Genomic DNA, 20,178 nt, shown 5'->3' with positions numbered 1-20,178 from the left:
AGGGGCCGCGCTCAGTCCCTGGGCTGGAGGTCGGCCCAGGCCTGGGGCTCGAGGCGGCGGCCCGTGTAGAAGGGGGTGTCGACGCGCACGTGGAGGCGGGCCTCCGTGTAGCGCTGATGGTGGATGACGCCCTCGAGACGATCGAGGGCGTCGGCCTCGAAACCGAGGATCCACTCGTAGTCGCTCATGCCGAAGGCGGCGAGCGTCGAGCCCTTGACGTCGGGGTACTTCGAGAAGCCGTTGCGGCCGTGGGCCGCCATGATGCGGCTGCGCTCCTCATCGGGAAGGAGGTACCAGTCGTAGGAGCGCACGAAGGGGTAGACCATGCACCAGTCGCGCGGGGCCGTGCCCGCGAAGCAGGCGGGGACGTGGCGGCGGTTGAACTCGGCGGGGGTGTGCAGGCCCATGCAGGACCAGACCGGCTCCAGGTGGCGGCCGAGCGCCGAGGCGCGCAGCCGGTGGTAGGCGTCCTGGAGCCTGACGGGGTCGTCGTCGAGCCACCAGATGAGCAGGTCGGCGTCGGAGCGGAATCCGGCGACGTCGTACCAGCCGCGAGTGGTCACGCCCGCAGCCTCGACGAAGCCCGCTGACTCTGCCACGATCCGGGCGCGCTCGGCGTCGTCGGCGGGCAGGGGCGAGGCGAGGCGCAGGACGGCCCACAGGGCGTAGTGGTTGCGGTCGTTGATGGCGTCGAAGTCCACGTCGACGGCGTCGCGGGGGTCGCGGTGGGGGCGGCGCTCCTCGTCCTCGAAGCGGTGGATGCCGGGGGCGGCGTTGTCAGGCGCGGTGGTCATGAGTCCTCCTCGGATCGGTGGGCGGTGTGGCGGAGAGGGTGATGGGCGTGATCGCCGCCGGGGCGGCAGCAGGAGTCGGGGCAGACGGTGTGGAAAGGGCCGGCGCCCGTCGTGCTGGCCGGGACGACACCCTCACCCCGGGCGACGGCGGCCCTCTCGGCCAGCAGGTCCGCCAGCGAGGCGACCAGGGCCGGGTGCGTGCCCGCGGTGGCGGCCCGCGCGTAGGGCATGGCCAGCGCCTCGGCGGTCTGGCGGGCCTCGGTGTCCAGGTCGAAGACGACCTCCATGTGGTCGGCGATGAAGCCTATGGGCGCGACGACGACGCCTCCGGGGGGCTCGGGCGCCGTGGCCAGGGCCGTGATGCGGTCGTTGATGTCGGGCTCGAGCCAGCGGGCCTGCGGCGGGCCGGAGCGCGAGCAGTACGCCAGGTCGAGGTCGGGCGGCGAGTCCAGGCCCAGGCGCTGGGCGAGGACCGGCAGCAGGACGCGCGCCAGCCCCAGGTGCTGCTCGACATAGCTGATCTCCGTGGACAGGTCCGCCGCGACGCCCGGCTCGCGGACGGGAGGCGGACCGGGCACTGGGGGCGGGGCGCCGGCGCCTGCCGCCCCGCCCCCGGGCGCATCAGGCGCTGAGCCGCGCTCCATGGCCACCGGGATCGAGTGGGTGACGAGGATGAGGCGGACGGCTTCGGCGGGGATCCCCTGGGCGGCGAGCTCGTCATAGGCGGCGACGATGGCGTCGGCGTTGGTCTGGAGCATGCCCGGGGTGTTGTAGAAGGGCCGGGTCTTGTCGACCACCATGTCGACCGGGCCGCCCCCGGCGCCCCCGACGCGCGCGGCGGCGTCCGCCTGGGGGCCCTGTCCCGTGGCGCCGTCGGTGCCGGCGGCGAGGAGGGCGAGCGCGCCGGCCAGGTCCTCGCGGTACTGGCGGCACCCGGAGTAGGAGCCGTAGGCAGCGGTGGTCAGGGCGAGGACGCGGCGCGCCCCGGCGTCAGCGAGCCCACGCAGGGCCTCGGAGACGAACGGGTGCCAGTTGCGGTTGCCGATGGCCACCGGCAGGCGCGAGCCCCGCGCGGCGAGCTCGGCGCGCAGGGCCTCCAGGAGCTCGGCGTTACGGGCGTTGATCGGCGAGACGCCCCCGAAGCGCTGGTAGTGGACCGAGACCTCCGCGAGGCGCGAGTCGGGCACGCCTCGGCCAGCGGTGGCGTTGCGCATGAAGGGCAGGACGTCGTCGGGGCCCTGGGGGCCGCCGTAGGACAGGAGGAGGACGGCGTCGTAGGGGGCGAGGGGATCGCTCATCGCGCGCCTCCCGCACGGGGCGCGGGCGAGTCGGGCACGCCGATGCCCCCCAGGACCATGGAGAGGGCGGTGAGGTAGTCCTGCGCGCGGCCGGACTCGCCGGCGGCGCGGGCGGCCTGGCTGGGGGCGTGCATGAGGGCTGCGGCCAAGCGCTCCAGGGCGCGGACGGCGTCGTCGAGGTCCACCCGGCCATCGACGGGGCGCAGGCGGGCCGCCTCACGGGCCACCACATCCTCGGCGCGGCCTCGCAGGGCTCGGATGACGGGATCCATGCGGCGCCCGCCCATGAGCCTGTCGAGGGCGCCCGCCTCCTCGGCGACGATCGCCTCGGCGGCCTCCACCTGGGCGGTCTGCGCGGCGGGCACGGCCTGGCGGATGCGGGGCAGGTCGATGAGGAGCGCGCCGGGGGCGTCGGCGACGCCGGGGTCGACGTCGCGGCTGAGCGCGAGATCGAGGATGACGAGCGGGTGGGCGGCCTCCTGCGAGGCCCGCTCTCGGGCGGCTCGGCGGCGGGACAGGGCGTCGTCGATGAGCCCGCGGGTGATGACGGGGCTGCCCAGGCCGCGGCAGGTGATGACGAGGTCGACGCCCGCGAGACAGTCGGGGAGCTCGTGGGGGCCGACGACGGCCAGGCCGCGCTTGCGCGCGAAGGCGGTGGCGCGGTCGGTCCCGGCGCCGTGGCCGCGGGGCCCCTGGGCCAGCCCCTCCGCGTGGGCGGCACGGGCGCCGGAGTGGGAGTGGACGGCGATGTCGCGCACGCCCCTGTCGCGCAGCGCGGCGACGGTGGCGCCCGCGTAGGCCCCGGTCCCGACGACGACGACGCGCGCCCCCTCCAGGGCCGGCATGCGCTGGGCGGCCAGGCCGAGGCCGACGGCGACGAGGCTGCGGCCCGCCCCCGCCAGCGCCGTCTCCCGGGCGACGCGGCGGGAGGCCGCCGAGGCCCGCTCGACGAGCCGGCACAGATCGGCCGAGACGGTCCCCTCCTCCGCGGCCCGGACGAGGGAGCGGCGCAGCTGACCGGCGATCTCGCGCTCGCCGACGACCATCGAGCGCAGGCCCGCCGCCGTGGCGATGAGCTCGCGGTAGGCGTCGACGCCGCGGACGGCACTGAGCCCGGCGGAGCCCTCGGGCATGCCCGCGCGCCGCTCCAGCAGGGCGCTCGCCTCGCGCACGGCGAGCGAGGACTCCCCCGGCCCGCGGGGAGGAGTGACGGCGCCGTCCGGCTCATCGAGGAGGACCGCGAGGCGGTTGCAGGTGGCCAGAACGAGCACGCCCCGCAGGCCAGGGACAGCAGCGAGGATGTCGGGACCGAGGCGCCGAGGATTGACCCCCAGGCGGGCGACGACGTCGAGGCCCTGGGAGAGGTGGTCGGCTGAGAGGAGATGGATCGTCACAGTGCTTGAATTGAATCACCGGTCCCGCGCGCGCCGATAACGCATCCGGATCATCGACTCAATTGCGAGCGGAAATCGTCATGTCGGCACGTCAGGAACCAGTTGTGACATCACGTCATCTCCTATTTCCCGCGATATCGCACCAGCAATCAGCCCTTCCCGGAAGGAGGCGCGACCACCGTCATGGACCATGGCGAGGCAGCCCTCAGCCGGGCGATCCACCATCAGCGCGCCGCGTCACATACCACCGGAGGCCCCCATTTCCACAACACTCACCTGTTTTAATTCACCTGTCCGTGATGGCGCCGACGCCCTCCCCCCGCTCCTCGCGGCGCTGAGCGGCGTGCGTCCCAGCCGCCCCCCCGTGTGGTTCATGCGCCAGGCCGGCCGCTCCCTGCCCGAGTACCGGGCGCTGCGCGACCACGAGGCGCGGGGAGCGGGCATGACCGGGATGCTGGGGGCCTGCCTTGATCCCGCCACCGCGGCCGAGGCGACCCTCCAGCCCGTGCGACGCCACGGCGTCGACGCCGCGATCCTCTTCTCCGACATCATGGTCCCCCTCGCCCTGGCCGGGGTCGGGGTACAGATCGAGCCCGGGGTGGGCCCCGTCGTCGACCACCCGATCCGCACTCCCGCTGACGTCGCCGAGCTCACCGCCCACGCCCTGGGAGAGGCCCCCACCGGCCCCAGCGGCCTAGCGGCCATCGAGGAGGCCGTGCGCGCCGTCGTCGCCGAGCTCGGGGCCCCGGGGAGGCCTGGCGCCACTGGCGGGTTGCCGGAGCGGGCGCTGGCGGGCCTCGCCCACTCGCGCGGCGCCTGGGGGTGGACGCCGCTCATCGGCTTCGGCGGGGCCCCCTTCACCCTGGCCGCCTACCTCGTGGAGGGGCGGCCGAGCCGCGACCACCTGGCCGCGCGCACGCTCATGCGCTCCGACCCCGCCTCCTGGGACGCGCTGCTGGACTGGTGCGCGCGGATCACGGGCGAGTTCATCGCCCTGCAGATCCGCGCCGGGGCCAGCGCCGCCCAGCTCTTCGACTCCTGGGCCGGGGCCCTCAGCCCGGAGGACTACCGCGAGCGCGTCGCTCCCCACTCGGCGCGCGCCCTGGAGATCGCGGCTCGGGCCGTCTCCCCCACGGCGGGCGGGCGCGTGCCGCTCATCCACTTCGGCACGGGCACCGCCCGCATCCTGGCGGACATGCGCGCCGCGGGGGCCGACGCCGTCGGCGTGGACGACCGCACGGATCTGGCCTGGGCGATCGGCGAGCTCGGGGGCGAGGGGGCGTGCCCGGTGCAGGGCAACCTCGACCCGGCGCTGCTCGCCGCGCCCTGGGCGGTGCTCGGGCCCGCCGTGGACGCCTGCCTGGAGGCGGGGCGCGCCGCGCCGGGGCACGTGCTCAACCTCGGCCACGGCGTCCCCCCGGCAACCGACCCGGACGTGCTCACCCGCATCGTGGCCCGCACCCACGGCGACGAGGGATGGGAGGCCACGGCCCTCGCGGGCTGGAACGGCCGGGTGGGCGGGCCGGAGCCCTCGACGCCCGGAAGGGGTGACGCGGCGTGAGCGCGGCAGGGGCGGGCGGAGGGCTCCCATCCCCGCCCTCACCGCCATCAGAGGTGGACGCGCTCGTCGTCGGCGGGGGCGTCGCGGGCCTGACCGCGGCCTGGGAGCTCGCCCGCGCGGGGCTGCGCCCGCTCCTCGTGGAGGCCCGCGGGTACACCGGCGGCCTCATCGCGGGCGCTGAGATCGGCGGCGTGGCGATGGACCTGGGCGCCGAGAGCGTCGTCCTGCGCGGCGGGGCCGTGGCCACCATGCTCGACGCCCTCGGCCTGGAGGCCACCGCCCATCACGGGCGCCCGGGGCTCTTCCTGCCGCCCATGGCCGGGTCGGGCCCGGCGGCCGCCGGCGACGGCGCCAACGCCGCCACCGCCGCCCCCGGGGGGCCCTGCTCGAGCGGATGGGCCCTCCACCCCTTCCCGCGCGATGCGGTCCTCGGCATCCCCGCCGACCCGCTGTCCGACGACGTCGTCGCGCTCCTCGGCGAGGCGGGGGCCCGCCGCGCCGCCCGCGACGGCGAGCTCGCCGCCGGCGTCGGCGCCTCCCCCAGCGACCCGCGCGACCTCGCCTCGCTCGTGCGCGCCCGCATGGGCGAGGCCGTCCTCGATCGGCTGGTGCGCCCCATCGTCGCCGGCATCCACGCGGCCGATCCCTCCGTGCTCGACGCCGACGTCGTCGTGCCTGGTCTGCGCGCTGACGTCATCCGCCTCGGCTCGCTCCAGGCGGCGATCCGCGCGCGGCTGGAGGAGCGGCGCTCCCGCCCGGCGGGGCGTCGCAGCGGCGAGGTCTGCGTCGTCGGCGGGATGCACCGGCTCACCGCAGCCCTGCGCGCGGCGATCGAGTCCGCGGGCGGGACGGTGCTCACCCGCTGGGGCGCGCGGGGGATGCGCCTGGAGGACTGCGCCGGGAGGCTCGGCGCGGCCGGGAAGGGCCCTTGGCGCGTGGCGCTGGCCCCCACGGGGCGCGGGGCGACTCCGTCGGACGAGCCCATCGCCGTGGGAGCGCCCCGCGAGGTCCGGGCGAGCCGCGTCGTCCTGGCCTGCTCGGCGCGCGCCGCGCTGCGTCTCCTCGCCGGGGCGCCGGGGCTCGACCCGGACGCCCTCGGCATCGCCATCCCCTCCGGCGCGCCGATCGCGCGGTTGACGATCGTCGCCCGCGCGCCGGGGCTCGCCGGGGCACCGGTGGGCTCGGGGCTGCTCGTCGCGCCGGCTCGCCCGTCCTCGGCCCCCTGCCCCGTGGCGGCGAAGGCCCTGTCCCACCTGGACGCGAAGTGGCCGTGGATCGCCGAGGGGCTGCGCGACCGTCACGGCGAGGGCGTGGCCGCGCTACGGCTGTCCTACGGGCGGCCGGGCAGCCCGCGGCCCGAGCCCGCGCTGGCCGGCGCTCTCGACGACATCGCCGCCCTGACCGGCGCGCGAATCGAGCTCGATGACGTGTTGGACCACCGCCTCGTCCGATGGGATGGGACACTTCCACCTGCGACGCCCGACTACCGGCAGCGCGCCGCGCGCCTGGAGGAGGCCGTCGCGAGCCTCCCGCGCCTGAGCGTCACGGGCGCTTGGGTGGCGGGCACGGGGATCGCGGCCGTCGTCGCCCATGCCCGCGAGCGCGCGGCGGGGATGGTCGGGCCGACCGGCGCCCAGAACGCTGAGCCCGGGGGAACAGAGGAGGATTGATGGCATCCGCTATGCCCGCATCGAGGACGATCCGCTTGGGCACTCGCGCATCCGCGCTGGCCAGAGCCCAGTCAGGGACGATCGCCCGCGCGCTGGAAAGGGCCGCGGCGGCCGCCGGGGAGCGAGTGGGGGTCAAGCTCGTGCCGGTGCGCACCCAGGGCGATGTCGACCCCTCCTCCCTGGCGAGCCTCGGCGGGGTGGGGGCCTTCGCCGCCGCGCTGCGCTTGGCGCTGCTCGATGGCCAGTGCGACCTGGCCGTCCACTCCTTCAAGGACCTGCCGACAGCGCCCGTGGACGGGTTGCGCGTCTGGGCGGTGCCCCAGAGGGAGGACCCGTTCGACGCCCTGTGCGCCCGAGACGGCTGGGGCCTCGACGACCTTCCGCGCGAGGCGCGGGTGGGGACGGGCTCTCCGCGCCGGGCGGCCCAGCTCCTCCTGCGCCGCCCGGATCTCCGGATCATCGATATCCGGGGGAACGTGCCGACGCGCCTGTCGCGGGTCCTCGGGGCCGAGGTGTGGCCCGATGGGCCTCTCGGGGCGCGCCAGCCGGACCTGGACGGTGTGGTCCTGGCGATGGCGGGACTGAGACGGCTGGGCCTGACAGGGCACGTCACCGAGGCCTTCGACGAGGGCGTCATGCTGCCCGCGGCCGCCCAGGGCGCCCTCGCCGTGGAGGCGCGCGTCGACGCCGACCCACTCCTCACGTCCTTGCTGGCCACCCTCGATCATGCTGAGACGCGGGCCGAGGCGGTCGCCGAGCGGGCCGTCATGGAGGGCCTGGAAGCGGGCTGCGCGGCGCCGGTGGGCGCGCTCGCCCAGGTCGACGAGAGGGGCCTGCGCCTCGACGCCGCGGTCATCTCAGTCAAGGGGACGGAGGCGGTGCGCTCGCGCCTGCGGGCCAGCAACCTGGATGACGCCGAGGCCCTGGGCCACCGCGCCGCCTCTGACCTGCTGGGACGCGGCGCGGGGGATGTCGCCGATCTTCGCGCGACGAAACCGCGTCGGTCTGAGGCGGGGCAGTGAGGCGCGACCTCCGCGCCGCCGGGGCGGCCGGGGCGCTGGCCGGGGCGCGGGTGCTCCTGACCCGGCGGGCGGCCGGCGACCGCATCGCCGCGGCGCTGGAGGAGGCGGGGGCGGAGGTCGTCGCGGTGGCGCTGACCGAGACCGTCCCGGGGAACTCCGGGGCGATGGCGCGGGCGCAGGAGCGCCTGGCCTCCGGCGCCTACGCCTGGGTGGTGCTCACGAGCGCGCGGGCGCTGGCGGCGATGAGCCTGGCGGGCGCTCCCGCCTCGACGCGCTTCGCCGCGGTCGGCCCGGGCACGGCCAGGGCGTTGGAGGAGTCGATCGGCCGGCGGGCGGACGTCGTCGCCGACGGCGGTGCGGCGGGCCTCCTGCGGGAGCCCCTCCTGGTGGGAGGGCCGCAGAGCCCAGGCCCGTACGGGGAGGGCGCGAGCGGCGCGGAGCGCCCGGAGGGGCGCGGGCGCCTGCTGCTCCCGGCCTCGGCGATCGCCGATCCCGCGCTCGCCGACGGCCTTCGGGAGGCGGGATGGCTGGTGGAGGCCGTGCCCGCCTACTCGACGCGGACGGCCCCGGCCGACTCCCTGCCGCCCGGTCTCGCCCGGGCCTGGGGCTCCCCCGCGGACCCGGCATCGGGCGGCTTCGACGCCGTCGTCCTGCTCGCGGGCTCGGGCGCCCGGGCGCTGCACGAGCTCCTGGGCCCGCCACCCGCGCGGCCCGCGGGCGCGGGGCGCCGTACCGCCGTCGTCGCCCTCGGCCCCTCGACCGCGGCCGAGGCGGCCCGGCTCGGGCTCGGGCCGGACGCCGTCGCCGACTCCCCCACGCCGCACGGCGTCCTGAGCGCCGTCAGCGCCGCCATCGCGATCACCACGGGCCCTCGGCCCGCCCGCCCGCACCACGCACCGACTCCGGAGGAGCCCTCATGACCCAGCCAGTCCTGCCGAACCCGCTCGACCCCGCGACCTCACCGGCCGCCAGCGTCCTGACCAGCAGGGAAGTGCCCGCTCCGAAGCGGCCCGTCATCCGCCCCAGGCGGCTGCGCGCGACGGCGGCGATGCGCGCGCTCGTGGCTCAGACACGCATCGACCCGGCCCGCCTCATCCAGCCGCTGTTCGTGCGCGAGGGCATCGATGAGCCGCGGCCCATCGAGGCGATGCCCGGCGTCGTCCAGCACACCCTCGACTCGCTGCGGCGTGAGGCGGCGGCCTGCGCGGCCGCGGGAGTCGGGGCGATCGACCTGTTCGGGGTGCCCGAGCGCCGAGACGAGACCGGGTCCGGCGCCTGGGCGGCCGAGGGCATCCTCAACCGGGGCGTGGCGGCGGTGCGCGAGGAGGTGGGCGACGCGCTCGTCGTGTGCGCGGACACCTGCCTCGATGAGTTCACGAGCCACGGGCACTGCGGCCTGCTGCGCCCCGAGGGCGATCCACGCGCCGGCGAGGTGGACAACGACTCCACGCTGGCCTGCTACCAGGCGATGGCCGTGGCGCAGGCGGAGGCCGGGGCGCACATGGTCTCCCCGTCGGGGATGATGGACGGGCAGGTCGCGGCGATCCGGGCGGCCCTGGACGCCACAGGGCACGACGACGTCGCGATCCTCGCCTACTCGGCGAAGTACGCCTCGGCGTACTTCGGGCCGTTCCGGGAGGCGGTCGGCTCCACGCTGACGGGTGACCGTCGCACCTACCAGCAGGACCCGGCCAACCGCCGTGAGGGCCTGCGCGAGGCGATGCTCGACGTCGCCGAGGGGGCGGACATCGTCATGGTCAAGCCCGCCGGCCCCTACCTCGATGTGCTGGCCGACGTGGCGGCGGCGAGCCCGGTGCCGGTGGCGGCCTACCAGGTCAGCGGCGAGTTCGCGATGGTGGAGGCGGCGGCGCAGCGCGGCTGGGTCGACCGCGAGCGCGTCATCGCCGAGTCGGTGCTGGGGATCATGCGGGCCGGCGCGGACACGGTGCTGACCTACTGGGCCCGCGAGATCGCCGAGGGGCTGCGGGGCACGGGGGCAGCGGGTCGGTGAATCGACTCCGGCCCCGTCGCTCCGCGCGTCGCGCCCCGCGGCCTCCCGCGCTCCCAAGCGCGGGGCCGAGCAACTAGGCTCGTCCCAGGAACCCACACGCCAGGAGGCCCTCATGCCCGACACCACGGCCAACAGCGCCAGCACCGCAGCCAGCGCAGGCACCGCAGCCAGCCCGACGAGCGCGGCCCTGTTCGAGGCCGCCCGCGCCGTCATCCCCGGCGGCGTGGACTCCCCCGTGCGCGCCTTCGGCTCGGTGGGGGGCGCGCCGCGCTTCATCGCCTCGGCCCGCGGGGCCCGCGTGCGCGACGCCGAGGGCCGCGGCCTCGTAGACCTCGTGGGCTCCTGGGGGCCAGCGCTCCTGGGCCACGCCCATCCGGAGGTGGTGGCCGCCGTCCAGGAGGCCGCCGCGCGCGGCCTGTCCTTCGGCGCTCCCACCGAATCCGAGACCATCCTGGCCGGGCTCGTGCGCGAGCGCGTCCCCGCGGCGGAGCGCGTGCGCCTCGTGTCCACCGGCACCGAGGCGACGATGACGGCGATCCGCCTGGCGCGCGGCGCCACGGGCCGCGACGTCGTCGTCAAGTTCGCCGGCTGCTACCACGGGCACAGCGACGGCCTCCTGGCGGCGGCGGGCTCGGGCGTGGCCACGGGCGGGCTGCCGGGAAGCGCGGGCGTGCCGGCGGGGATCACGGCGCTGACGATCGTCCTGCCGTACAACGATATCGCCGCCCTCCAGGAGTGCTTCGCCGAGCGCGGGAGCGAGATCGCCGCGGTCATCGTGGAGCCGGCCCCGGCGAACATGGGGATCGTCCCGCCCGAGCCCGGGTTCAACGAGGAGATCCGCCGTCTGACCGCCGCCAACGGCGCGCTCATGATCGCCGATGAGGTCCTCACCGGCTTCCGGGTGGGGCCCGCCGGCTTCTGGGGCCTGGAGGCCATCGACGGCTGGTCCACCGATCTCCCGTATGGCGGCGCGGGCGCGGCCCCGTCATGGCCCGGGGCCGACTGGCGCGAGCGGGCCGCCTGGGTGCCGGACCTGCTGACCTTCGGGAAGGTGATCGGTGGGGGGATGCCGCTGGCCGCCGTCGGCGGGCGCGCGGATGTCATGGACCTGCTGGCCCCGATCGGGCCCGTCTACCAGGCCGGGACCCTCTCGGGGAACCCGCTGGCGACGGCGGCCGGGATCGCGACCCTGCGGCTGGCCGACGACGCCGTCTACGCCTCCGTGGCCTCGGCCTCCGCGCGGATCCAGGCGGTGGTCTCCGAGGCGCTCACCGCTGAGGGCGTGGCGCACCGGGTCCAGCGCTCCGGCTCGCTGTTCTCGATCATGCTGGGCGCGGACGCGGCAGAGCGCGGGGTGCGGGACTTCGGGCAGGCGCGGGCCCAGGAGGCGCACCGGTTCCCACCGTTCTTCCACGCCTTCCTCGACGCCGGGGTGGCGCTGCCGCCGAGCGTCTTCGAGGCCTGGTTCGTCTCCGCGGCGCACGGTGCGCCGGAGATCGAGGCCGTCGCCGCCGCGGCCCCCGCCGCCGCGCGGGCCGCCGCGAGCGCCCGCCTTGGCCGCGGTCAGTGAGATTGGCGAGGTTTGAGGATTCCTTTTTCTGACGCCAAACGAGATCGTCTATTATCGCTGGTCAGAGGCTCATGGTGGCCCACGGGCCGAGGGCGCTGGCCCTCAGGGGCGCGAGCAATCCTCAAACCTCGCCACTTCACCCGAATGACTCAGGCCCGCAGCTCCGCGGCGACCAGCTCGGCGAGCTCCACGGCGTTGAGGGCCGCGCCCTTGCGCAGGTTGTCCCCCACGACGAAGAACTGGAGGCCATGGCCGGGCTCGAAGGCCTGGTCAGCGCGCAGGCGACCAACGAAGGTGCCGTCGCGGCCCGAGCCCTTGAGGGGGCTGGGGACGTCCTCGTAGGTGACGCCGGGGGCGGCCTCGAGCAGCTCACGGGCCCGCTCCACACTGATCTCCCGCTCGAACTCCGCGTTGACGCTCAGCCCATGCCCTGAGAACACGGGGACGCGCACGCAGGTACCCGAGACCAGCAGGCCCGGGATCTCCAGGATCTTGCGGGACTCGTTGCGCAGCTTCTGCTCCTCATCGGTCTCGCCGGAGCCGTCACCCGCGTCGGAGCCAGCCCATGCCACGGCGTTGAAGGCGATGGTGTCCACGTACACGCCCGGCTCGGGGAAGTCCACGGCGCGCCCGTCAAGGGCCAGGCCCTCCAGGTCCTGGTCGACGACGGCGCGCACCTGGCCCGCCAGCTCGGCGACACCCGCGCGCCCGGAGCCGGAGACGGCCTGGTAGGTGGACACGATGAGCCTCTTGAGGCCGGCCTCCTCGTGAAGCGCCTTGAGGGCCGGCATGGCGGCCATGGTGGTGCAGTTGGGGTTGGCGATGATGCCCTTGGGGCGGGTCGCCAGCGCGTGCGGGTTGACCTCGGAGACCACCAGCGGCACCTCGGGGTCCTTCCTCCAGGCGGAGGAGTTGTCAACGACGACGGCGCCCGCCGCGGCGAAGCGGGGGGCGTGCTCGCGGCTGGCGGCCCCACCGGCGGAGAAGATGGCGACGTCGATCCCCGCCAGATCCGCGGTGGCGACGTCCTCGACCTCGACCCTCTTGCCGCGGAACTCCACGATCGTCCCCGCGCTGCGGGCCGAGGAGAAGAAGCGGACGGCGCGGGCCGGGAAGTCGCGCTCCTCCAGCATGGCGCGCATGACGCGCCCCACCTGACCGGTGGCCCCCACCACGGCGACGACCACCCCGCCACCTGATCCGATGTACTCGTTGACTGGGGCGCTCATCGGCCGGTCCCTCCGTAGACGACTGCTTCCGCGGCATCGGCGTCGAGGCCGAAGGCGGTGTGAACTGCTCGGACGGCGTCGTCAAGGACGGCGTCATCCACCACCACGGAGATGCGGATCTCGGAGGTGGAGATCATGTGGATGTTGACCCCCGTCTCGGCCAGGGCGCTGAAGAGGCGGGCGGAGACACCGGAGTTGGATCGCATACCGGCGCCGACCAGTGAGAGCTTGCCGATATCCGGGTTGAAGTGCAGGGAGCGGAAGCCGAGCTCCTCCTTGGCGGCCTCGAGGGCCTCGCGGGCGGCCGCGGAGTCGCCGTCGGGGCAGGTGAAGGAGATGTTCGTCAGGCCCGTGCCCTCGGCGGAGACGTCCTGGACGATCATGTCGATGTTGGCGTCGGTGCCAGCCACGATCGCGAAGATCCGGGCGGCGGCGCCGGGGACGTCGGGCACGCCGACCAGGGTGATCTTGTCCTGGCTGCGGTCGTGCGCGATCCCTGAGATGACGGGGGCTTCCACGTGGTCCTCCTTGGCGGACGGGCGGGGCCGGGCCTCGGCCCGGGTGGTGATGGCGTGTCGGTGGGCGGCGTCGACGCTGGCCGATGAGGGGGCCCCGGCGCCCTCGGGGGCGACCACGCGGCCGGACAGGCCGTCGAGGATCGGGGCCTCGGCCGCGCTGGGCGCGGGGCGGGGCCGGCTCCCCTCGGCGCCAGGGGCACCGGCGGCACGATCGGCGCTGGCCGCGTCGGCGGGCTCAGTGTCCGCGGCGACGACCTCGTTGAGGCGCTCGGCGGCGGCGGGCGGCACGAAGGCGCCGGGGCGGGTGCCGTCGTAGATCCAGGTGCCGGTCTTGTCCGAGAAGGAGGAGCGCACGTGGAGGGGCACCCCGAAGCGGCGGGCGTACTCGACGGCGCGCAGGTGGAGGATCTTGGCGCCGTGGGCGGCGAGCTCAAGGGTCTCCTCGCTGGAGAGCGACTCGACGCGCCTGGCCGTGGGGACGATCCGGGGGTCGGCGGTGAACAGGCCGTCGACGTCGGTGTAGATCTCGCAGACGTCGGCGTTGAGGGCGGCGGCCAGGGCGACGGCGGTGGTGTCCGAGCCGCCGCGGCCGAGCGTGGTGACGTCCTCAGCCTCATTGATGCCCTGGAAGCCGGCGACGATGGCGATGGCGCCGGTCTGGATGGCGCGGGCGACGCGCTCGGGGAGGACGCCGACGATGGAGGCCCGCCCGTACTTGGAGTCGGTGAGCACGCCGGCCTGGGCGCCGGTGTAGGCGCGCGCGGGCACGCCGAGCTCGTCGATGGCCATGGCCAGAAGCGCCATGGAGATGCGCTCACCGGCGGACAGCAGGATGTCCATCTCGCGCGCCGGGGGCGTGGCGGTCAGAGCAGCGGCCTGGTCGAGGAGCTCGTCAGTGGTGTCACCCATGGCGGAGACGACGACCACCACCGTGTTGCCGGCCTCGCGGGTGGCGACGACGCGCTTAGCGACGCGTCGCATCGCCTCGATGTCGGCGACGGATGATCCGCCGTACTTCTGGACGACCAGGGCCATCGGGTTCTCCTCACCTCGGGGCCGCGCCGTTGGGGGCTCGGGCGCGGCCAGGGCCCGAGGGGCCCTTCGGCTCGGCCCACGACGGCGTGGCGTGAGCCCAGCATACGGCCAGGCCGATGACCAGCCGGTTACGTCCCCCATGGTGGGACCCGTGTGAGAGGAGGCCGTGCCTCCGGCGCCGCCGTCGTCGCCATCCACGACGGGCGGTCAGTCTCAGGCGTCGAGATCGGCGAGCTCGACGGGCACGTCCGCGACCGCCTCGGCGATGGGGGTGCCGCCGTCGAAGAAGGGGATCACCCGGTGGATCGTCCGGTCATCCGCGAGCGCGGCAGCGGCCACCGCGGCCACGTTCGCGCGCGAGGTGAGGAGACGCGCCCCCACGCCGTCGTCGGCCCCGGCCCGGGAAACGGTGATCCGACCGCTCGGCTCCTCGGCGGTGAGCACGCCGGGGCCGAGGATCGTCCAGTCCAGGCCAGTGGTCAGCAAGTAGCGGTCGGCGGCGAGCTTGGCCGCGGCATAGGCGCGCAGCGGGTGGTCATCGGCGATGCGCCCGTGCGATCCGATGAAGGAGACCATGACATAGCGGCGCGCCCCGGCCCGCTCGGCGGCCTCCATGGTGCGGATGGCGGCTTGGCGGTCGACGGCGTCGGTGCGCCGCGGCCCGCCCTTGCCCGCCGCGCCGGCGGACCAGACGATCGCGTCGGCCCCGGCGAAGGCCTCGGCCAGCTCATCAACGCCGGCGTCCTCGACGCTCAGGACCAGTGGCTGCGCGCCGGTGGCCGCGACATCGCCGGCCTGGGCGGCGTCGCGGATGAGGGAGATGACGTCGTCGCCGCGCTCCACGAGCAGGGGAGCGAGCAACAGGGCGACCTTGCCGTGGCCACCGACGATGACGACGCGGGACATGGGGGCTCCTTCCACCAGCGCTTCTCCGCCCACCCTACGCTTGGTCCCTCCACGGCGCGCCGACGCTCCCCCGCCTCCACTCCTCCCCACTCGAAAGGCGCGGGGGCGGATGGGAGGTGGCGGGACGGGCTCACTCGACGCGGCGACGGCCCTCGAAGGCGCGACCGAGCGTGACCTCGTCGGCGTACTCCAGGTCGGATCCCACGGGCAGGCCTGAGGCGAGTCGGGAGACGGGCACGGACATGGTGCGCAGCATCCGGGTGAGGTAGGCCGCGGTGGCCTCCCCCACGACGTCGGGATCCGTGGCCAGGATGACCTCCTCGACCTCCCCGGAGCCCAGGCGGGCGAAGAGCTCGCGCACGCGCAGGTCATCCGGGCCCACCCCGCTGATGGGGTCGATGGCGCCGCCGAGCACGTGGTAGAGGCCCCGGTACTCGCGGGTGCGCTCGATGGCGACGACGTCCTTGGGCTCCTCGACGACGCAGATGACTCGGCCGTCGCGGCGGGGGTCGCGGCAGATCGCGCACTGCTCGGACTCGGCGATGTTGCCGCAGGTGGCGCAGAAGCGCACGCGCGCCTTCACGGCTCGCAGGGCGTCGACGAGCCGCTCGACCGAGGCCGAGTCGGCGGCCAGGATGTGGAAGGCCATGCGCTGGGCGGATTTGGGGCCGACGCCGGGCAGCTCGCCGAACTCGTCGATGAGATCCTGGACGGCGCCTTCGTAGACAGCGGGCACGCCTCAGCGTCCTTCCTGAGTGACAGTGACCTCTTCCAGGACGGTGGCACCCAGAAGCCGCTTGACGACCTCGAGGCCGACGACGCCCGCCTCCTCGGCGTCCTCGTCATCCTCGCTGGGGGTGTCGTCCTCCGGGGGCACGGCCGGCGCGCCAGCGCCTCCGGGGGCGCCCGGCACGCCAGCGCCCGCGGCGGCGCCCGCTCGTCCGGACCGTTTCTGGCCGGGCAGGGCCTGGCCGCGGGCGGCGGCGCGCGCGGCGGCAACGGCGGCGGAGACGCCGGGGGCCGGCGTCCAGGTGTCCGCGTCCTCGGGGGCGACGTCCTCGCCGTCGTCCACGGGCTCGTCGGGGATGGGCACGCCGTCGGAGAAGGAGGAGGGGCCGTCCCAGCTGACCGCCGGGCGCGGGGCGGGAGCGGCCGGGGCCGACGGAGACGCGGCAGATGCGGCGGCCGGCGGCGGCGCTGCGGCCGACGGGGAGGGAGCGGTGGGGCGCGGGATCTCGGGCAGGGCGTGGAGACGGTGGACGGTGGCCAGCGGGGCTTCATCCTCGGGGGTGGGGGCGTCCGGGGCCGAGACGGCGGCGGGGGCCTCGGGCGAAGGGGCGTCCCAGGCGCGGCCCGCGGGGGCGGGCGAGGGCCGCGGAACTGGGGCGGGCGACTCCGCCCGAGGCGCGACGGCTGGGGGCTCCGGATCGGCCTTGGCGGCCGCGAGCGCACCACCGGGGATGGCGACCTCGCCCCACCCGTCGTCGCCGACGGCGCGGACGGGCGGAGGCGGGACGGGCGCGGACGGCGCCGCGGAGGCGCTGGACTCCCCCGATGACGGCGCGCGGTCGCTCGGGCCGCTCGGCGCCCCACCCCGGGCGGGAGCGCCGGATTCGGGGTTGAGGCCCCGCGGGGGCTCGGGGGCCTCGTCCATCAGGGGTTCCGGCCCGAAGGGGGCGGGCTCATCCCAGGCGGTGGGGGCGGCCTGGCGGCTGGGGCGCCCAGCCGGGGCGGCCGGGGCGCTCTCGGCTCCGCGCGGACCCCGCGGCGCCGGGGCACGGTCCGGGCCTCCCAGGCCACCGGGGCCTCGGCCGGGCCCACCGCCCTGCCCGGCCGGGCCTCCTGGGCCTGCCCCGTCACCGCCGGTGACGACGGCGCTCACCTGGAGATCGAGGCCGAGGGCCTGGTGGATGGCGGCGGCGAGGATGGGGCCGTGCCCACCGTTGTCGAAGGCGCCGACGAGACCGGGCGCGGTGAACAGGAGCGTGAGGGTGCCTCCACTGATGGGCCCCGGCTGGGCGTTGGGGCCGACGAGCGCCCACGTGGCGCGGCGCGAGCGCTTCGCCGCGTCGAGCACTTCCTCCCAGCGCGCGCGCAGCATCTCGGCATCGGCGGCGCCGGGCTCAGCTGGCGCTCCTGCGCCCATGCCGGGATCGGCGGGGGCGTCCCAGTCGACGGCGACCGGCCGGGCGGGCTCCGGCTCCTGCGGAGCCGCGGGGAGTGCGGCGCCCTGGGCGGGCGCGGCTGGAGCAGCCGGCGCGCTCGTCGCGGCTGGAGCGGCAGGAGCGCTCGTCACGGCAGGAGCGGAGGGCGCCGATGCTCCCTGGACCGCTGAGGCCGCGCGCTGCGCGATCTGGGCGGCCATCTCCCGGCCGGAGCCGGCCTGGGGGGCCTGCGCCGCCCCACCGGCCGGGCGGCCCGGCTGGCCCGCGCCGCCCGGCCGCTCTTGCCGCCCAGGCGTTCCAGCGGTGCCCGTCCGCGCCGTCGGGCCCTCTGCCGTACCAGCGCGCTGGGAGGGGACGAGGAGGCGCGCCATGAGGAGCTCGAAGCTGGAGCCTCGGGGAGGTGGCGCCGACCATCTGGCCGAGGGCCTGGGCGGTGAGGTCGGCCGCGCGGGAGAGCCCGGCGGCGCCGACGGTGCGGGCCTGGACCTCCATGCGCGCCAGCTGGTCCGCGGGCAGGGAGCCCAGCGCGGGCCCTGCCTCGGGGCCGGCCAGGGCGATGACGAGTAGGTCGCGCAGCCGCTGGAGGAGGTCCTCGACGAACCTGCGCGGGTCGTGCCCGGAGGCAATCACCCGGTCCACGACGCGGAAGACACCTGCGCCGTCGGCCCCGGCGATGGCGTCCACGCAGCCGTCCAGGAGGGCGACGTCCGTGTACCCCAGGAGGGCGACGGCGCGCTCGTAGTCGACAGCGCCGTCGATGGCGCCGCCGATGAGCTGGTCCATGACGGACAGGGTGTCGCGCACGGAGCCGCCTCCGGCGCGCACGACGAGCGGGTAGACGCCCGGGCCGACGCGCACGCCCTCGGCGTCGCACAGGTGCGCGAGGTAGGCCTCCAGGATGTCCGGGGGGACGAGCCGGAAGGGGTAGTGGTGGGTGCGCGATCGGATCGTGCCGATGACCTTCTCCGGCTCGGTGGTGGCGAAGATGAACTTCACGTGCGCCGGGGGCTCCTCGACGAGCTTGAGCAGGGCGTTGAAGCCCTGGGGGGTGACCATGTGGGCCTCGTCGAGGATGAAGATCTTGTAGCGGTCCCGGGCGGGGGCGAAGGCGGCGCGCTCGCGCAGGTCACGGGCGTCGTCGACGCCGTTGTGGGACGCGGCGTCGATCTCGACGACGTCGAGGCTGCCGGGGCCGCCGGTGGCCAGGTCGCGACAGGAGGGGCAGGCCCCGCAGGGGGTGTCGGTGGGGGCCTGCTCGCAGTTGAGGCAGCGGGCGAGGATGCGGGCGCTCGTCGTCTTACCGCAGCCGCGCGGGCCGGAGAAGAGGTAGGCGTGGGTGACGCGGTCACCGCGCAGGGCCGCCATGAGGGGGACGGTCACGTGCTCCTGCCCGATGACGTCCTGGAAGGTGTCCGGGCGGTAGCGGCGGTAGAGCGCGGTGGTCACCCTCCGACTCTAAACGGGAGGGCTGACACCGCGCGAGGCGAATGGGGCGAGCGGGGCCGAGCGATGCGGGGCGGGGCCGGCGGGGCCACCCGCACCGACCGGCGCCATCCACACCCACTGGTGCCATCCACACCCACTGGTGCGGGCAGGACGCACCACTCGGAGCGAACGGCACCACTCAGTGCAAACGGCACCAATCGGCGCACGACACGCCACTCCTGCCAGCCACGGCCCCCTCGCCCAGCATGCGAGGACCCCCCGTGCACCCGCCAGAGCCCGCTTACCCTTGCTACCTTCCGGTCCTGGGGGATTCACTGGATGACGCCGCACGAGGGGCCGGGGAACACCATACCCGACGCCACCCCGCCCCGTCGCCCTCGGCGCCCCGGCTGCCCTGCCAGGATGTCGCGTCGGATCGCCGCGACGGGACGAAAGCAGGCTCGACCGCTGGCGGCCTCCCCGACGCTCACCGGGCCAGCGCCCTCAGGCGCTCGTCAGACCCCTGTCGGCGGAGTCCGCCTCCGAGCCCTTGACGACGCGCGTGACCGATCCCACCGGCGCCGGGGCCAGGCCGAGTGGCGCCGACCCGGAGGGGTCGGTATATTCGCTGTCCGTTGCACGTGACCTCTGGCCGCGTGGAGCGCCTGGAGGATTCGCCTAGTGGCCTATGGCGCACGCTTGGAAAGCGTGTTGGGTGCAAGCCCTCGGGGGTTCGAATCCCCCATCCTCCGCCGAAGGGGCCGGAGCCGTCGACTCATCGCGGCGCCGGTCCTTCTTTTCACCCCTCACGCCGATCCCCGCACGCCACCCGGGAGCCGGGCAGGCATCCGCGCTCGTCAGCGCGCTGGCATCGCAGGCGCATGGGCACCGCTTCCCATGGAAGAGCTGGACGACGCCCGTCATGCTCCTGTCATGAACAAGATCACACACGCCCTCATCATCCCCGCCGCCCTCCTGCTCACCGCCGGGCTCGCAGCCTGCGGGGACGCCCCCGCCACCACCGCCAGCACCCCGTCGCCCACCACGCAGGAGAGCCCCCGCGCGCAGGAGACACCCAACGCGCAGGAGACCCCCCACCCACAGGAGAGCCCAGTGCTCGGCATCCGCGCCGTCCGCTCCTCCAACAAGGCAGGTACCAGCAGCACCAGCATGCCGGGCTCCGGCAGTAGAACGTCGGGGACCGTCAACTACGCTGATATCCGGGTCGGCGATTGCTTCAACGCCGCCGACGGCGATAGGGACGCAATCAGCGACGTCAAGCTCGTCTCCTGCGACAGCCCGCATATGGACGAGGCCTACCACACCGTCATCCTCGACGACGCTACGTACCCTTCCTATCCCCCCGCCAACGAGTGGCCCAACGTGCTCCGCAGCTCCTGCCTCGACGCCTTCAAGACCTACGTCGGCGTCGACCGGGACTCCTCCACCACCTACCGCACTCACGCCTATAGCCCGACCGAGCAGTCGTGGGCAAGGGGCGACCGAACCGTCAAGTGCCTCCTCACCAGTAAGGACGGCAACCCCTTGACCGGCTCCGCCGCTGGCACCAAGAAGTAGCC

The 20,178-nt window shown here is 75.4% G+C and carries 16 protein-coding genes, 1 tRNA gene and 1 other RNA gene; 8 read left to right on the top strand and 10 right to left on the bottom strand.

Translation table 11 applies throughout. The features are described 5' to 3' along the window. Nucleotides 1–11 precede the first annotated feature (11 nt). The 3 genes from hemQ to ABXS69_RS01155 are packed head-to-tail and all read right to left on the bottom strand — an operon-like array spanning nucleotide 12 to nucleotide 3,486. Complete coding sequence (gene hemQ, locus ABXS69_RS01165; protein ID WP_366180799.1) at nucleotides 12–794, bottom strand: hydrogen peroxide-dependent heme synthase; 783 nt, start codon at nucleotides 792–794, stop codon at nucleotides 12–14. Then, nucleotides 791–2,092, bottom strand: a complete 1,302-nt coding sequence (locus ABXS69_RS01160; protein ID WP_366180798.1) for a ferrochelatase — start codon at nucleotides 2,090–2,092, stop codon at nucleotides 791–793. The genes hemQ and ABXS69_RS01160 overlap by 4 nt, the downstream gene beginning before the upstream one ends. Further along, nucleotides 2,089–3,486, bottom strand: coding sequence for a glutamyl-tRNA reductase (locus ABXS69_RS01155; protein WP_366180797.1), 1,398 nt, complete (start codon nucleotides 3,484–3,486; stop codon nucleotides 2,089–2,091). Before ABXS69_RS01155 ends, ABXS69_RS01160 begins: the two co-directional genes overlap by 4 nt. A 259-nt stretch (nucleotides 3,487–3,745) precedes the next feature. Here ABXS69_RS01155 and ABXS69_RS01150 point away from each other — a divergent pair, with 259 nt between their 5' ends. The 6 genes from ABXS69_RS01150 (at nucleotide 3,746) to ABXS69_RS01125 (ending at nucleotide 11,320) form a co-directional block, all read left to right on the top strand. Next, a complete protein-coding gene (locus ABXS69_RS01150; RefSeq protein WP_366181494.1) occupies nucleotides 3,746–5,047 on the top strand; it encodes a uroporphyrinogen decarboxylase in 1,302 nt (433 codons plus the stop codon). A gap of 53 nt (nucleotides 5,048–5,100) precedes the next feature. After that, nucleotides 5,101–6,717 (top strand): FAD-dependent oxidoreductase, encoded by a 1,617-nt coding sequence (locus ABXS69_RS01145; RefSeq protein ID WP_366180796.1) that lies wholly within the window; start codon nucleotides 5,101–5,103, stop codon nucleotides 6,715–6,717. Then, the gene (hemC, locus tag ABXS69_RS01140; protein WP_366180795.1) at nucleotides 6,717–7,739 is read left to right on the top strand and encodes a hydroxymethylbilane synthase; all 1,023 of its coding nucleotides are present in this window, start codon (nucleotides 6,717–6,719) and stop codon (nucleotides 7,737–7,739) included. Before ABXS69_RS01145 ends, hemC begins: the two co-directional genes overlap by 1 nt. Beyond that, the gene (locus tag ABXS69_RS01135; RefSeq protein WP_366180794.1) at nucleotides 7,736–8,659 is read left to right on the top strand and encodes a uroporphyrinogen-III synthase; all 924 of its coding nucleotides are present in this window, start codon (nucleotides 7,736–7,738) and stop codon (nucleotides 8,657–8,659) included. The genes hemC and ABXS69_RS01135 overlap by 4 nt, the downstream gene beginning before the upstream one ends. Then, nucleotides 8,656–9,750, top strand: coding sequence for a porphobilinogen synthase (gene hemB, locus ABXS69_RS01130; protein ID WP_366180793.1), 1,095 nt, complete (start codon nucleotides 8,656–8,658; stop codon nucleotides 9,748–9,750). Before ABXS69_RS01135 ends, hemB begins: the two co-directional genes overlap by 4 nt. Before the next feature lie 112 nt (nucleotides 9,751–9,862). Beyond that, entirely contained in the window at nucleotides 9,863–11,320 is a 1,458-nt protein-coding gene (locus ABXS69_RS01125) for a glutamate-1-semialdehyde 2,1-aminomutase (RefSeq protein ID WP_366180792.1), read from the top strand. Between the two features lie 149 nt (nucleotides 11,321–11,469). Here ABXS69_RS01125 and ABXS69_RS01120 read toward each other — a convergent pair whose 3' ends face one another. The 7 genes from ABXS69_RS01120 to ffs all read right to left on the bottom strand — a co-directional run bounded on the left by ABXS69_RS01120 (nucleotide 11,470) and on the right by ffs (nucleotide 18,960). After that, nucleotides 11,470–12,549, bottom strand: a complete 1,080-nt coding sequence (locus ABXS69_RS01120) for an aspartate-semialdehyde dehydrogenase (RefSeq protein WP_366180791.1) — start codon at nucleotides 12,547–12,549, stop codon at nucleotides 11,470–11,472. Then, entirely contained in the window at nucleotides 12,546–14,102 is a 1,557-nt protein-coding gene (locus ABXS69_RS01115) for an aspartate kinase (protein WP_366180790.1), read from the bottom strand. Before ABXS69_RS01115 ends, ABXS69_RS01120 begins: the two co-directional genes overlap by 4 nt. 213 nt (nucleotides 14,103–14,315) lie before the next feature. Then, nucleotides 14,316–15,008: an NAD(P)H-binding protein gene (locus tag ABXS69_RS01110; protein ID WP_366180789.1), complete on the bottom strand. Its 693-nt coding sequence runs from the start codon at nucleotides 15,006–15,008 to the stop codon at nucleotides 14,316–14,318. 130 nt (nucleotides 15,009–15,138) lie between these two features. Beyond that, the gene (gene recR / locus ABXS69_RS01105; protein WP_366180788.1) at nucleotides 15,139–15,744 is read right to left on the bottom strand and encodes a recombination mediator RecR; all 606 of its coding nucleotides are present in this window, start codon (nucleotides 15,742–15,744) and stop codon (nucleotides 15,139–15,141) included. A 3-nt stretch (nucleotides 15,745–15,747) separates the two neighbouring features. After that, complete coding sequence (locus tag ABXS69_RS01100) at nucleotides 15,748–17,154, bottom strand: hypothetical protein (protein ID WP_366180787.1); 1,407 nt, start codon at nucleotides 17,152–17,154, stop codon at nucleotides 15,748–15,750. Next, a complete protein-coding gene (locus ABXS69_RS01095) occupies nucleotides 17,132–18,619 on the bottom strand; it encodes a DNA polymerase III subunit gamma and tau (protein ID WP_366180786.1) in 1,488 nt (495 codons plus the stop codon). Before ABXS69_RS01095 ends, ABXS69_RS01100 begins: the two co-directional genes overlap by 23 nt. A 246-nt stretch (nucleotides 18,620–18,865) precedes the next feature. Continuing rightward, nucleotides 18,866–18,960: signal recognition particle sRNA small type (gene ffs / locus ABXS69_RS01090), an RNA gene on the bottom strand. A 305-nt stretch (nucleotides 18,961–19,265) separates the two neighbouring features. Here ffs and ABXS69_RS01085 point away from each other — a divergent pair. Together ABXS69_RS01085 and ABXS69_RS01080 are read left to right on the top strand one after the other, a co-directional pair. Next, a tRNA-Ser gene (locus ABXS69_RS01085) sits at nucleotides 19,266–19,350 on the top strand. A 181-nt stretch (nucleotides 19,351–19,531) separates the two neighbouring features. Beyond that, the gene (locus tag ABXS69_RS01080) at nucleotides 19,532–20,176 is read left to right on the top strand and encodes a septum formation family protein (RefSeq protein ID WP_366180785.1); all 645 of its coding nucleotides are present in this window, start codon (nucleotides 19,532–19,534) and stop codon (nucleotides 20,174–20,176) included. Nucleotides 20,177–20,178 lie beyond the last annotated feature (2 nt).

The sequence above is a fragment of the Actinomyces timonensis genome (assembly GCF_040702965.1).
Lineage (GTDB): Bacteria > Actinomycetota > Actinomycetes > Actinomycetales > Actinomycetaceae > Actinomyces > Actinomyces timonensis_A.
Note: the sequence above shows the minus strand (reverse complement) of the source record. Positions and strands in the feature narration are given on the sequence as shown.